Annotated in this window: 16 protein-coding genes; 2 read left to right on the top strand and 14 right to left on the bottom strand. The window is 43.5% G+C overall.

Features of this window, described 5'->3' with window-relative positions; translation table 11 throughout:
- Positions 1–2 precede the first annotated feature (2 nt).
- The 12 genes from ACW689_RS17955 to yceD form a co-directional block, all read right to left on the bottom strand.
- Positions 3–329 carry a PilZ domain-containing protein gene (locus ACW689_RS17955; protein ID WP_476293438.1) on the bottom strand — a complete coding sequence of 109 codons (327 nt, stop codon included), beginning with the start codon at positions 327–329 and terminating at the stop codon, positions 3–5.
- Between the two features lie 8 nt (positions 330–337).
- Positions 338–1,237 (bottom strand): DNA polymerase III subunit delta', encoded by a 900-nt coding sequence (holB, locus tag ACW689_RS17950; RefSeq protein WP_476293437.1) that lies wholly within the window; start codon positions 1,235–1,237, stop codon positions 338–340.
- On the bottom strand, positions 1,237–1,866 hold the full coding sequence (gene tmk, locus ACW689_RS17945) for a dTMP kinase (RefSeq protein WP_476293435.1): 630 nt from the start codon (positions 1,864–1,866) through the stop codon (positions 1,237–1,239). The genes holB and tmk overlap by 1 nt, the downstream gene beginning before the upstream one ends.
- Positions 1,856–2,845 carry an endolytic transglycosylase MltG gene (gene mltG, locus ACW689_RS17940; protein WP_476293434.1) on the bottom strand — a complete coding sequence of 330 codons (990 nt, stop codon included), beginning with the start codon at positions 2,843–2,845 and terminating at the stop codon, positions 1,856–1,858. Before mltG ends, tmk begins: the two co-directional genes overlap by 11 nt.
- Positions 2,842–3,627, bottom strand: coding sequence for an aminodeoxychorismate lyase (pabC, locus tag ACW689_RS17935; RefSeq protein WP_476293433.1), 786 nt, complete (start codon positions 3,625–3,627; stop codon positions 2,842–2,844). Before pabC ends, mltG begins: the two co-directional genes overlap by 4 nt.
- Before the next feature lie 57 nt (positions 3,628–3,684).
- Positions 3,685–4,923 (bottom strand): beta-ketoacyl-ACP synthase II, encoded by a 1,239-nt coding sequence (gene fabF / locus ACW689_RS17930; RefSeq protein WP_476293431.1) that lies wholly within the window; start codon positions 4,921–4,923, stop codon positions 3,685–3,687.
- An 88-nt stretch (positions 4,924–5,011) separates the two neighbouring features.
- Positions 5,012–5,248 (bottom strand): acyl carrier protein, encoded by a 237-nt coding sequence (acpP, locus tag ACW689_RS17925; RefSeq protein ID WP_070985135.1) that lies wholly within the window; start codon positions 5,246–5,248, stop codon positions 5,012–5,014.
- Between the two features lie 219 nt (positions 5,249–5,467).
- Complete coding sequence (gene fabG, locus ACW689_RS17920; protein WP_476293429.1) at positions 5,468–6,214, bottom strand: 3-oxoacyl-ACP reductase FabG; 747 nt, start codon at positions 6,212–6,214, stop codon at positions 5,468–5,470.
- Positions 6,215–6,229: 15 nt separating this feature from the next.
- A complete protein-coding gene (fabD, locus tag ACW689_RS17915; protein WP_476293428.1) occupies positions 6,230–7,153 on the bottom strand; it encodes an ACP S-malonyltransferase in 924 nt (307 codons plus the stop codon).
- 53 nt (positions 7,154–7,206) lie between these two features.
- Positions 7,207–8,262, bottom strand: a complete 1,056-nt coding sequence (gene plsX / locus ACW689_RS17910; protein WP_476293426.1) for a phosphate acyltransferase PlsX — start codon at positions 8,260–8,262, stop codon at positions 7,207–7,209.
- Between the two features lie 11 nt (positions 8,263–8,273).
- Complete coding sequence (gene rpmF / locus ACW689_RS17905; RefSeq protein WP_070985127.1) at positions 8,274–8,444, bottom strand: 50S ribosomal protein L32; 171 nt, start codon at positions 8,442–8,444, stop codon at positions 8,274–8,276.
- A 10-nt stretch (positions 8,445–8,454) separates the two neighbouring features.
- Positions 8,455–8,979: a 23S rRNA accumulation protein YceD gene (yceD, locus tag ACW689_RS17900; protein WP_476293425.1), complete on the bottom strand. Its 525-nt coding sequence runs from the start codon at positions 8,977–8,979 to the stop codon at positions 8,455–8,457.
- Positions 8,980–9,098: 119 nt separating this feature from the next.
- Between yceD and ACW689_RS17895 the strand changes: the two genes are divergently transcribed.
- Positions 9,099–9,698 carry a Maf family protein gene (locus tag ACW689_RS17895; protein ID WP_476293424.1) on the top strand — a complete coding sequence of 200 codons (600 nt, stop codon included), beginning with the start codon at positions 9,099–9,101 and terminating at the stop codon, positions 9,696–9,698.
- Here the strand turns inward: ACW689_RS17895 and ACW689_RS17890 are convergent.
- Both ACW689_RS17890 and rluC read right to left on the bottom strand, forming a co-directional pair.
- A complete protein-coding gene (locus ACW689_RS17890; protein ID WP_476293423.1) occupies positions 9,648–10,319 on the bottom strand; it encodes an HAD-IA family hydrolase in 672 nt (223 codons plus the stop codon). The genes ACW689_RS17895 and ACW689_RS17890 overlap by 51 nt on opposite strands.
- A complete protein-coding gene (rluC, locus tag ACW689_RS17885) occupies positions 10,320–11,273 on the bottom strand; it encodes a 23S rRNA pseudouridine(955/2504/2580) synthase RluC (RefSeq protein ID WP_476293422.1) in 954 nt (317 codons plus the stop codon). It lies immediately after the preceding gene.
- A 508-nt stretch (positions 11,274–11,781) separates the two neighbouring features.
- Between rluC and rne the strand changes: the two genes are divergently transcribed.
- The coding region (gene rne / locus ACW689_RS17880; RefSeq protein WP_476293421.1) for a ribonuclease E at positions 11,782–14,542 on the top strand (2,761 nt) is incomplete at its 3' end.

Genomic DNA, 14,542 nt, shown 5'->3' with positions numbered 1-14,542 from the left:
TCTTACATGGTGTAGGTGGGTTTACCAGAGTTCAAAGCAGTACCAAGCTGCTTGATAATTCTATCATTAACTCTATCTGGGTCTTCAACAAAACTAACGCCAGCACCCGGTGGGTTTGAGTTCTGCGCACCTTGAGGTGTCAACCAGACAACTTTGCCAACAATAACATGATCTTCTATTTCATCAGGAAGTGTAACTCTAAGTGACACAGTCTGGCCAAGCTCAAAACGCGCGTTACTCTTAACAAAAAGGCCTCCCTGCTTAAACGTTGCCATGTAGCAAAGATATAATTCATCTGGATCTTGAAGGTCTAGTAGCAATTCTTGCACTGGGTTTCCTATTCACTCATATTTTTTATTGTATCGACCAATTTATTCAGTGCTAAAGCCTGGTTTAAGCCCAATATCTGTTGTGTGTCTGACATAAACTGGTGCAGTGCATGTTGAAGCTTATCATATGCTTGAAACGATAAACCTGATAACAGTCTATCTTTAAGTTGCATCTGGATAAAGAGGCAAAATACACTCATCAACTCAGGCGTTTCAGCCAAAGTTGCTTGTACCTGTGTGAAATTATCTCCCTCTTTGACGTTACATGCAAATTTGTGTAACGCGTCCACTTTATCTAACAGCTGATCTTCATGCCATTTCATTACAATAAGTGGCTGGCTCAAAAAATGTTTAACCCAAGGATACTGATCAATATTGATATTTTGTCCTACCAGCCAATCCCAACTTTGAGATTGCTGTAAAACTCGTACTGGCACATGACTGCAACGGCTTAAAATAGTCGCTGGCAGCTGTTCTGTGTCATCACAAGTAAGCAAAATATAGCGCCCATCATTGGGCTCCTCTAGGGTTTTTAACAATGCGTTGGCTGCCGAATGCGTCATTTTTTGGGCATTCGTAATGATCGCCACCTTTTTACCACCTTGCTGAGCTGAATGATGCACAAAACTCGCAAGTTCGCGGATTGACTCAACCGAAATACTCTGGCTTTGCGCACTGATCTGCATGAGATCTGGGTGAGTTTGCGCTTGGATTAGCGCACAACTTTTGCATCGACCACACGCATTGAGCGTTTCGTTGGCATCACACAACAAACCATAGGCAATATCTTGCGCCAACTCTCGCTTACCTACACCCACTAAGCCGACAAGTAATTGCGCATGATGAAAGCGGTGCTGCTGGTGCGTTAGCGCCAATTGCTGCCAAAGTTGCGCATGCCACTCATACATTAGATTGTCACCTGCACATAAAACCGCTCGAGCGCTGTAAGGATATCACTGTGGACTTCGTCAATACTCTGATTTGCATTGATAATAACACAGTTTTTATCAGCACTAGCGAGCTCTAAATAACGTGCTCTGGTACGCTCGAAAAAGCTCAATGCCTCAAGTTCGATGCGATCTAGCTCACCTCTCCCCTTCGCTCTGGCCAAACCAATCTCAGGTGGTATATCTAGATACAAAGTCAAATCTGGTTTCAGTCCATTAAGCACAATCTTAGATAACGCTGACAACGTCGATATTGATAGTTCTCGACCACCACCTTGATATGCTTGAGATGACATGTCATGTCTATCGGCTAGTACCCACTGACCATTATCCAATGCAGGCTTAATCACATTATGCAAAAGTTGGCAACGCGAAGCATACATAAGCAATAACTCTGTTTCGCTGGCAATTTTTTCCTGATGTTGCTGTTTAATAAGTGTACGCAATGATTCAGCTAAAGGAGTACCACCGGGCTCACGCGTTTGCACAAAATCAATATGTCGTTGTTGTAAAAACTGCTGACAAATAGCCATAGCTGTCGATTTTCCGGCACCTTCAAGCCCTTCAATTACAATAAATTTAGCTGTCATTATTTCTCTTTAAAATATATCTCTGTACTGCCTGATTGTGCTCACGCAAGTTAATTGAAAACTGATGTTGTCCATTTCCTTTTGCTACAAAATAGTAATAAGGCGTTTGCGCTGGTTGCGTTGCTGCCCGCACTGCATCAGCTGATGGCATTGCAATCGGTGTAGGAGGCAGACCTTTAATTCTGTACGTATTATACGGTGTATATTGCTTCAAATCACGACGCTTTATGTCACCATCAAACTTATCACCAATGCCATAAATTACTGTCGGATCAGTTTGTAAGCGCATATTGGCTTTTAAGCGATTGACAAATACAGAAGCTATTTTTTGTCTCTCGGGTGCATATCCCGTTTCTTTTTCTATGATAGATGCCAAAATGAGCACCTCGTAAGACGATTTCAATGGCAGCTCAGGCGCTCGGCTTTCCCATGCTTGTTCTAGTATGTGCAGCATTTTTTGCTTAGCACGATTCAATAAAGTCGCTGCACGGGTATACGCTTCGTAATGATATGTTTCCGGTAGGAACCACCCTTCAGGCTTATTATCAACCTCTAATGCTGCGATTAACTCATCGTCATTGTCCGAAACTTGTAAGTAAGGGCTTGTTTTAAGCTTTTCGAGAATATCTTTAAAGGTTTCACCCTCGATAATAGTGAAACTAAACTGCTGCTGCTTACCGTTGTGGATTTTATCAATTGCATCCATCACAGTTAAATTGCTCAAATCATATACACCCGCTTTAAGCTCAAAGCGTTCCGGTAAAAATTTGGAATAAATTTGATATGGTAGGCAAGATTGCAAAAAACCTCGCTTTTGCCAATCTCGGCATAGACGATGGAATCCCGTTCCTGCATTTACTTCATATAACGCTGTTTGCGCACGCAGAGGTTCTTGCTGCATCACTTTAAATTGCTGATGAACAAAAACACTGAGCGCGACCCCAGTTAATAAAATAACAATTAGTAACTTCTTTATCATAACAAGCCAGACTCTAAACGAGACTTAAACTGTTTTGCAAGTGATACATCATAGTGATGATCCAAAATTGAAGCCACATGTACACAGCCCATTAAACTATTACACACGAATAGTGCATCTAACTGGCTTAAGTCACTAGCTTTGAGCTTTATAGGTTCAATATTATTTATACGCGCTAAATGTGCCAAATAGACGCCTGAGACACCACAATTATTCAATGCAGGGGTATACGCTTGACCACCTTTAATCGCAATGAGGTTACCTACCGAAGTTTCAATTATGTTGTTATCAATGTCACTCACCAAAACATCATCACAATCATAGTGCTGTGCATCTATTTTTATCATAACTTGCTCTAAACGATTCAGCGTTTTTAGCCCAGCAAATAATGGCTGATGACCAAGCTTAATCGTACTATGTTGCACAATGAGTCCACTTTGCTGATATTGTTGGTAATGATTTGGATATTCACTGGTTTTGATTATAACTTGTGGTTGCGCGGATGCATCGGGTAAGTAACCTCTGCCCCCTTCGCCTCGTGTTATAATCACCTTGAGTACGCCAGACTGAACGCCTTTACACGCTTGTTGGATATTCTCAGTTAGCTGCTCAAAGTCAATGTCAGGAAACATTAAACGTTGTTGGCATGTTTTGAGCCTATGCAAATGCAAGTCCCATAGCTGAACATGCTCATGTTGGATCATAGCCGTGGTAAAAAAGCCATCGCCATACGACAAGCCTCTATCGGCGTTTGATATATAATCTGATTGTTTAATATCCATTTATCACCCACAAAAAAGCCCGGCATAGCCAGGCTTTTTTACATTGCCTAAACGGCATTATACCTTTTTAAATAACAACGAGCCATTGGTACCACCAAACCCAAACGAGTTACATAGCGCGTATTCAAACTTAGCGTCTCGTGCTGTATGCGGCACATAATCTAGATCGCAACCTTCATCCGGGTTATCAAGGTTGATCGTTGGCGTTACTTTTTGTTCCACCAATGATAGCGCTGTGATAATAGACTCGACTGAACCTGCCGCACCTAACAAGTGACCCATCATAGACTTCGATGAACTCACCATTACTTTACCTGCCGCATCACCAAATACAGATTTAACCGCTTGAGTTTCAGCTTTATCACCGGCGTGTGTTGACGTACCATGTGCGTTGATATAACCAATCTGATCGGCATTAATGCCCGCATCGTTGAGCGCATTTCGCATTGCCGATGCTGCACCTGCACCATCTTCAGGTGGTGAAGTCATGTGATACGCATCACCGCTCATACCAAAACCAACCAGCTCAGCGTATATTTTCGCGCCACGTGCTTTAGCGTGCTCATATTCTTCTAATACCATCACACCAGCACCGTCCGCTAATACAAAGCCATCACGATCTTTATCCCATGGGCGCGATGCCGCTTGAGGATCATCGTTACGTGATGAAAGCGCACGAGCCGCACAGAATCCACCCATACCAATTGGAGTTGATGCTTTTTCAGAACCACCAGCGACCATGGCATCAGCATCACCATAGGCAATCATACGTGCTGCATGACCGATGTTGTGCAGGCCAGTTGTACATGCAGTTACGATGGAAATGTTTGGACCACGTAAATTATGCATTATAGATAAATGACCAGAGATCATATTGACGATAGTAGAAGGCACGTAAAAAGGTGATAACTTACGAGGACCACTATTTAACAGCTTAATGTGGTTTTCTTCGATCAACGTTAAACCGCCGATACCAGAACCTACAGCCACACCAATCCTATCAGCATTTGCATCAGTCACTTCCAAGCCTGAGTCTTTAATTGCCTGAGAACCTGCCGCGACACCATATTGAATGAACAAGTCCATTTTTTTGGTTTCTTTTTTCGGCATGTACAAAGTGGCATCAAAATCGTTGACTAGGCCCGCGAATTTGGTTCCAAAAGAAGATGTATCAAAGTGAGTGATGTTTTCGATGCCACTACGGCCATCTAATAAGCCCTGCCAGGTTGATGCTACATCATTACCCAGCGGCGTCAACATACCCAAGCCAGTTACTACGACTCGACGTTTAGCCACGGTTTCCTCCAAAAAGGGATTATTATTTTATGAGGGGATATAAAAAACTAAGGGCAGCGTGCGCTGCCCTGAGTGTATACTTCGCTAATTACTCAGCGTGAGCAGTAACGTAATCGATCGCTGCTTGAACAGTCGTGATTTTCTCAGCTTCTTCATCAGGGATCTCAGTATCGAACTCTTCTTCAAGAGCCATTACAAGTTCAACAGTGTCTAGAGAATCTGCACCTAAATCGTCAACGAAAGACGCTTCTGATTTAACTTCTTCTTCTTTAACACCTAGTTGCTCGATAATGATTTTTTTTACGCGTTCTTGAATATCGCTCATTCTTCTTTCCTTTATTAAAACGCATTTGCGTTATTTTCAGATTGCGGCGTAGTTTACGGCGCATAATACTGTGATTCAAGGATTTGCTCAGATATTTTTGTCTGGTCAAACCTCTTTGGTTATATTTGTTACTTTTATCGCCTATTTTAATAGCAATTTCAAGTAAGTTTGCAGCAAGATCACAAAAAATTAAAAGCCTAGATTGCGATCTTTGCAACTTTATACCATGTACATAGCACCATTTACGTGCAATGTTTCACCAGATACATAAGCCGCCGCATCAGATGCCAAATAGCATACCGCTGCTGCTATCTCTTCTGGTTGGCCTAAACGACCCGCAGGAACACTTGCTAGCGTTGCTGCTTTTTGCTCATCAGTCAACTCATTGGTCATATCTGTTTGGATAAAGCCTGGTGCAACGACATTGACTGTAATACCACGAGAAGCAACTTCACGTGCTAACGATTTCGAAAAACCAATCACACCCGCTTTTGCCGCCGCGTAATTAGCCTGACCAGCATTCCCCATAGTACCGACTACAGAACCAATGTTGATAATGCGACCACATTTTTTCTTCATCATAGGACGTAACACAGCTTTTGATAGGCGATAAATAGAACTTAAATTCGTATCTATGATGTCATCCCATTCGCTGTCTTTCATACGCATCAATAAGTTATCGCGTGTGATACCCGCGTTGTTAACCAATACATCAACATCACCCAAATCTGCTTTAATTGCTTCTAATGTTTGTGCAATAGACTCAGCGTCAGTCACGTTCAGTGCATAGCCTTTACCGTTTTCACCTAGGTATTCACTTATTTTTTCAGCACCACCTTCGCTTGTTGCAGTGCCCGCAACTTTTGCACCTTGTGCTACAAGCGCATTAGCAACTGCTTTGCCAATTCCACGGCTTGCACCGGTTACTAAAACGACTTTACCTTCTAATGAAAATAATTTGTTCATGATCCTTTTCTTCTCTTATATTGCTGCAAGTGAATCGCTGTTATTAACAGCAGCACATGCAACAGATTTATCAATTCTTTTAGCTAAACCCGTTAATACCTTACCTGGGCCGAATTCATATGCCTGAGTGATACCTTGTTTGGCCAGCGCTTGTACTGTCTCGGTCCAGCGAACAGGGCTATATAGCTGTCGAATAAGTGCATCTTTAATTTCTTGCTCAGATGTAGCGACAGCAACATCAACGTTGTTGATCACATCGCAATTAGCTGCATTCATTGCTAGGTTAGCTAAATCTTGTGCCAACTTATCTGCTGCAGGCTTCATAAGTTCACAGTGTGATGGAACACTGACAGACAAGGGTAACGCTCGCTTAGCTCCTGCCTCTTTACAAGCTTCCGACGCACGATCAACGGCTTCTTTGTGACCAGCAATAACAACTTGGCCTGGTGAATTATAATTAACAGGAGATACTATCTGACCTTGTGCTGAATCTGTACACGCTTTAACAATCGTTTCGTCGTCAAGGCCAATGATCGCAGCCATTGAACCAATACCCGCAGGTACTGCTTCTTGCATGTATAAGCCACGATTTTCAACTAGCTTCACTGCTTGAGATAAAGACAACACACCTGCACATACTAATGCTGAGTATTCACCCAAGCTATGCCCTGCCATTACGACTTCTTGCTCAGAGTTGCTTGCAAGCCAATGGCGATAAATAGCAACACTTGCGGTTAAAAGCGCAGGTTGTGTGCGATGAGTTTGGTTCAATTCTTCTTCTGGGCCATTGAGGACTAGCGCTGCCAAGTCATAACCCAGTGCTTCTGAAGCTTCAGCGAAAGTCTGTTTTACAATCTCTGATGAATCAAGTAATTCTGACAGCATGCCAACGGATTGAGACCCTTGGCCAGGAAATAAAAGTGCAATTTTTTGTGACATATTGTGCTCTTCTAGTAATTGTTGCGCCACGTAAAATCGGTTACGACACTACATTAGTTGCCGATTGACGTTGGCGGGTGTTCTGAATTTGCTGCTATTATCTGCGCAAAAGTAGCTTGGATCTTTTCAGGAATACGGCGTTCAACTTCTCTAGCGGCTTCCTCTATCGCTGCAAGAAATGCTTTATTCGAAGCATTTCCATGACTTTTCACTACAATACCCCGCAATCCTACCAGACTTGCGCCGTTATACTGGTCGGGGTTCACCCTTTTATATAGTTTTTTTATTACAGGGCGTAATGCAATCGCTAATAAACGATAAAATAAATGCTTTTTCAACGCTTTTGTAAACTTATGCATGATAAGTTTAGCAATTCCTTCACAGGTTTTTAGTGCAACATTACCTACAAAGCCTTCGCAAACAATCACATCAGCTTTGCCTGAAAACATATCACTACCTTCACAGTAGCCTTGATAGTTTAAATGGGGTGATTGTCGCATCAATTGCGCTGCTTGTTTTATATCTTCGTGGCCTTTAATGTCTTCTGAACCGATGTTCAACAAACACACTTTCGGCTGCTCAAGTTGCAAGGCTTGTCCCGCAACAATGGAACCCATAATGCCAAATTGGAATAAAGTTTCCGCATCACAGTGCACGTTCGCACCAAGATCGAGTAAATATACGGGCTGTTTCTTTTCTGTCGGTACTGAGGAGATAAGCGCGGGTCTTTTTATACCAGGGAGCATTTTCAGCACATGATGTGCCATGAAAAATAAAGCACCGGTGTTGCCTGAACTAACACAAGCCTGCGCTTCACCCGATTTCACTAAATCGAGGGCAATGCGCATAGAAGAGGCCTTTTTATTGCGTACCGCATGTGCCGGTTCACAACTATTGGTAACAACTTCTTCACAGTGTTTGATAACTAATCGAGGATGATGTAACGAATCAAGTTTAGTCAGACCTTCGCTGATAACGACTTCATTACCACACAAAAGCAGCTTTAAATGTTGATGCTTGTTTACTGCAGCGACTGCTGCGGGGATAGATGAACGGGGGCCGTAATCGCCCCCCATCATATCTAACGCTATGGTTAGATGAGTCAGCATAAAGCAATCTCTTAGTTAGAAATTACTTTAACGCCTTTGTAGTAACCATCTGCAGTCACGTGGTGACGACGGTGAGTCTCACCTGAAACTTGATCTACAGTTAAAGCTGGTCCACTGATCGCATCGTGTGAACGACGCATGCCACGACGTGCGCGAGACTTTTTGCTCTTTTGTACTGCCATTAGCCTTCTCCTAAGAATTTTTCTTAAGTTGTTTTAAAATTTCAAATGGATTTGGTTTGCTCTCTTGCGTGTCTATTTCTCCGAAGCTGGCAGGCTCCTCAGAATAGGCACATGATGCTTCGTTGTGCATAGGAACAATCGGAAGCGCTAAAATTAACTCGTCTTCTATAAGTTGACGAAGATTAATTTCACCTTCTTCGTTTAGCTCTACCACATCGTAGCATTCGGGAAGATCATCTGACTCTGAACCTAATCCAACTGGAGAATAAGCAAAGTCTTGTACCAAATCCAACCCTAATTCATCATTACATCGCTGACAAATAACAGTAAGGTGTGCACGAATAGTTCCGCTCACAACGACTAACCCTTGCTCGTCATTTTTGCAATGAATGTTTACCGCTATCTCACCCGATTGATCTTGTACAACTTGCTCTAAACGAGAAAGCTCTTCAAGCTGAACAACTCCGTCATAATTTAGACGACGCTGTGCGGCTCTACAAGGATCAAGGGTGATGGGAATTTTCACCTTTTGCATAGGGGCTGCATCATATAGATAGTTAGTGCCTTAGTCAAAATAAAAATCAAACTTTCCTTTGTTTTTCGCGTTATTGCGCCCTATCCTAGCTGCAAGTTTAAATTGACTCTCGAGTATTTATGAAAACCCCACTCATTTTAGCGTCAAGTTCGCCATTTAGGCAGCAAATTTTGAAAAAACTCAACTTGCCATTTGAGAGCTTCTCTCCCAACATCGACGAATCACCACTGCCTGATGAAAAGCCGGAACAACTTGTTCATCGTCTCAGTGAGCTTAAAGCTAAGTCTGCCAGCCAATTTTTCTCAAAAGGACTGGTAATCGGCTCAGACCAAGTGGCTGTTTATGACAACAGCGTATTAGGAAAGCCCCATACAAAAAAGAATGCTGTTGAACAGTTAACTCGCTTTAGTGGCAATAAAGTCACCTTTTTAACCGGGCTCAGCTTGTACGATATTGAAAGTGGCACTATCACAACGATAGTAGAGCCTTTTCAAGTACATTTTAGGAAGCTAACACAATTACAGATAGAAGCTTATTGTGATGCCGAGAAACCATATCAATGTGCTGGTAGTTTTAAAAGTGAAGGGCTCGGCATATGCTTGTTCGAAAGGCTTGAAGGAGATGACCCAAATTCACTGATAGGTCTTCCCCTTATTCAACTGACTAAGCTACTCGCAAAGAACGGACTCGATGTGCTGAACGCGCAAGCTATGCGCTAACTGTTCAAAGTCAGCACAAACGGCCAGTGCATTGCTTTGTAATAATTGCTCTTCGCTGGCTGCGCCACAGCTCATACCTATGGCATCAACACCTGCGTTAAATGCCATTTGCATGTCTAGCAGCGAGTCACCGATCATGACGGCATCTTCCGCTAACACATCTAATTCAGATAAGATTTGCTGCACCATATCCGGGCTCGGTTTAGAGGCTGCTTCATCAGCGGTACGCGTTGTAGAAAAATAATGACCTACACCAGTTTGAGACAACATCGCATTTAATCCAGAACGCCCCTTTCCTGTAGCCACCGCGAGATGTACACCGCTCTTATTTAGGCGCTGGATTAAATCTTCAGCCCCCTCAAAAAGTGGCGTAGGGATATTATCGCCATGTTTATATTGGTGTTGATATGCAGCTACTAGGTCTTCCCATAAAGGCTGTTCATTAGGAAATAAGGTTGCAACGGCTGTATCGAGAGACAAACCGATTATCGAGGCAGCGCGTTTTTCACAAGGGATTTCTACACCCACTTGTTGAGCTGCTAATTGTAAGGTGTTTACTATTTTTGGCACAGAGTCCATCACTGTACCGTCCCAATCAAAAATAACCAGTTTGTACTTCATTTACCCGTTCCTTAAGGCTTGCAAACAATTTGTGAGTGCTTTATCGAGTGGCGCCTCGACATACATCGTCGTTTCTGTTTTTGGATGTAAAAAGCGTAAATCATGGGCATGTAAAAACAATCGCCCTAACCCTTGGCTACGCATTGTTGCATCAAAGACCTGATCTCCGTATTTGTCATCACATGCTATCGGATGACCTTTACACTGGGTATGAACGCGAATTTGGTGTGTTCGGCCAGTCACAGGTGATGCTTGCACCAAAGTACAGCCTTCAAAGCGTTCTAACACCCGAAAGCGCGTATGTGATGGCTTACCTTGTTCTTCATCGACGCGCACAACTCGTTCACCCGACTGCAGAGTATTTTTACGTAGCGGTTCAGTTACATTCTTTATTTTCGCAGCCCACTCACCAGACACCAAGGCCCAGTAATTTTTTTCCATGGTCTTTTCACGCAACTGTTCATGCAGCCCTTTTAAAATGGAGCGGCGCTTTGAAATAAGTAAGCAGCCCGATGTATCTCTATCAAGGCGATGTACCAACTCTAGACTTTTTTCATCTGGCCTTAAGACACGTAACGCTTCAATCAGGCCATAACTTAAACCGCTACCGCCATGTACTGCCATACCCGATGGTTTATTGATAACGATAAGATACTTATCTTCAAAGATAATGGCGTCTTCCAATGCTGAAATTTTATCTAGATTACGAGGCACAAATTCTTCACGCTCCGCCACCTTGATCGGCGGAATACGCACCTGATCATCAATTTGCAGTCGATAAACAGGTTTCACGCGCTTTTTATTTACACGCACTTCACCCTTACGCAAAATTTTATACACGGCACTTTTGGGCACCCCTTTTAAGTGGGTAACCAAAAAGTTATCAATACGCTGACCTTCTTGGTCTTCGGTTATGGTAACAAAACTAACTTTTAAACCGGACTTTTCTGACATTGCCTAATCACTGATTTGAGTAATAATTTAGTTGCTATCACAAGGGTATTAGTGGGATAATCGGCTCGCAAATTTTGCGTAACTGCTTTTTACTCGCAAAATACTAATCGTGATGCACATCATGGGTGACAGATCATACAGATTGAAGCGTGGATTTCCAAAGCTTTTGTCACACCCGGAAAACACGTGCCTTTAACGCCTTACGATGCGCGTAATAGATCGTCAGCGCAGTTAAGCACGATTAATAAAACGAAAAAGCAAGAAATAAATATATTTGTCTGATAGTTAGCCACGTTGAGCAATTTAGCCCGTGCGACGAACCTAAATGCGAATGCATTGCCCAGTTTGGCGCTTGAACCGTTAGAAAACTAACTTAAGTGCAACGGCAGGTTACTGTAATTTGTTCCTGTTTCCCCAGTCGTGAGACTGCATCAATACCAGTGGAACACTAAATTAACTCAGTGTAGTAAACAGTCAGACTCGACTAATTTGAAAGTAGAGTAACAATATGAAACGTATGCTGATCAATGCCACGCAGCAAGAAGAAATGCGCGTAGCACTGGTTGACGGCCAAAGGTTATACGATCTAGACATCGAAAGCCCAGGTCACGAACAGAAAAAAGCGAATATTTACAAGGGTAAAATCACCCGTATCGAACCATCTCTAGAAGCCGCCTTTGTTGATTACGGCGCTGAGCGTCACGGTTTCCTTCCTTTAAAAGAAATTGCCAAAACATACTTCCCGAGCGGCTATACGTTCAATGGCCGTCCAAACATCAAAGATGTGATCAAAGAAGGCCAAGAAGTTATTGTTCAAGTTGATAAAGAAGAGCGCGGTCAAAAAGGCGCAGCGTTAACTACTTTTATCAGCGTAGCCGGTAGCTATTTAGTTTTAATGCCTAATAATCCAAGAGCGGGTGGTATTTCACGCCGTATTGAAGGTGATGAACGCATTGAACTTAAAGAAGCATTAAGCCGCCTAAACTTACCTAAAGGTATGGGTTTAATCGTTCGTACCGCTGGTGTTGGTAAATCTTTCGAAGAACTTGAATATGACTTGAAAGCACTGTTGGTGCACTGGCAAGCAATTCAAGAAGCAGCAAATAGTGGTAAGGCACCGTTTTTAATCCATCAAGAAAGTAACGTTATTTTCCGTGCTATTCGTGACTATTTACGTCGCGATATTGGTGAGATTTTGATAGATAAAGCGCGTGTTTTTGAAGAAGCCAAAGCGCATATTGAGCGTTTTCGCCCTGACTTTATTAATCGCGTAAAGCTATATCAAAACGACGTACCACTATTTACTCACTACCAAATCGAAAGCCAAATTGAATCCGCTTTCCAGCGTGAAGTGAGACTGCCTTCAGGCGGTTCAATCGTTATCGACCCAACAGAAGCATTAACGTCAATTGATATCAACTCGTCTAAAGCAACCAAGGGCGGTGATATCGAAGAGACAGCGCTAAACACCAACTTAGAAGCCGCAGACGAAATTGCGCGTCAATTACGTTTACGTGACTTAGGTGGTTTAATTGTTATCGACTTTATCGATATGACACCTCCTCGCCACCAGCGTGAGGTTGAAAACCGTCTTAAAGAGGCTGTTCGCCCTGATAGAGCGCGCGTTCAAATTGGTAAGATATCACGTTTTGGCCTTTTAGAAATGTCTCGCCAACGCTTGCGTCCAAGTCTAGGTGAAGCGAGTCAGCACTCATGCCCGCGTTGTAGCGGTCAAGGAACCATTCGCTCAAATGAGTCTATCGCCCTATCAATTCTTCGTTTAATCGAAGAAGAGGCAATCAAAGATAATACCGCGCAAGTAAACGCGCAAGTACCAGTACCTGTTGGTGCCTATTTACTGAATGAAAAACGTAAGTCGGTACACCGTATTGAGAAGCGCCATAACTGTGACGTCGTGATCATTCCAAACCAGCATTTGGAAACGCCTCACTACGAAGTGCTTCGTCTTCGCAAAGATGAAACATCGGAAGCTGCAAGCTACGAGCAAATGACTGTGCCAGAGCCGGAAGTGATCGAAGTATCGCGCACACCAACAGCCATTAAAGAAGAACCAGTACTTAAAGGTGTCGTGATGCCTAGCGCACCAGCACCTGCACCGGTTGCTGAACAGCCAAAAGTAAAAGCAAAAGCAGCTGAGAAGTCAGAAGCTGGGTTACTTGCAAAAATCGGTCTGTGGCTAAAAGGGCTATTTAGCTCTGAACCTGAGCAAGAGGAAGAGAAAAAGCCAGCTACTCAGAAGCCGCGTCGTAACAACGACAACCGTCGCAAAAACCAAAATCGCCGTCGTAACAATGGGAAAAAGCGTGAAGAGCATGCTCAAGAAGAGCGAGCGGAGCAAGATACGCGCAGCAATGACAATCGTGAAAAAGGTGAAGGTCGTAATAAGCGTCGTCGTCAAAACCCGCGTAAACGCAACGACAACAAAACGACTAATACTGATAATAAAGAAGCTATTGCGAACAATACTGAGACTGAAGCGAAAGAAGTTAAAGTAAAACCACGTCGACAGCGTCGTAATCTACGTAAGAAAGTGCGCATTGGTGAGAAAACGCAGGAAGCTGTAGTAGAAGCGTTGAATCAAGATGTGGAAAAAACCACTGAAAAAGACACGAAAGTTGTTGCGCAAAGTGCTGAAGTAAGTGCTACTAAAGACCAACCGATAATGACTGATACATCGGTAACTGCTGAGGTAGCGGTAGAGGCGCAAGCCGATACCAAGCAAGAAGACAAAGCCCAAGCAAAGGTTCCGCAACTAACTGACGTTCAACCTAGCACAGAAAAAGGTGATGTAGAGACAACTGACGAGACACCCAAAACGCGTTCTCGTCGCTCCCCTCGCCACCTCCGTGCGGCAGGTCAAAGACGTCGTAAGCCAGAAGGTAGTAAAGATGCCGAACCTGCGTTTGTTCCTGTTGCCGATCAAGCCGCTGCAGAATACGAAGCACAGCTTAAAGCACAAGAACAACCTGAAGCGTCAGTTGCTGAAGAACTGGCCGTTGTAGAAGCAGCACAACCTGAAGCGCCAGTTGCTGAAGAACCGGCCGTTGAACTGGCAGCACATCCTGAAGCGCCAGTTGCTGAAGAACCGGCCGTTGAAGTGGCAGCACAACCTGAAGCGCCAGTTGCTGAAGAACCGGCCGTTGAAGTAGCAGCACAGCCTGAAGCGCCAGTTGCTGAAGAACCGGCCGTTGAAGTGGCAGCACAACCTGAAGCGCCAGTTGCTGAAGAACCGGCCGTTGAAGTAGCAG

The organism is Pseudoalteromonas sp. ABE4_541 (assembly GCF_056312285.1).
Note: the sequence above shows the minus strand (reverse complement) of the source record. Positions and strands in the feature narration are given on the sequence as shown.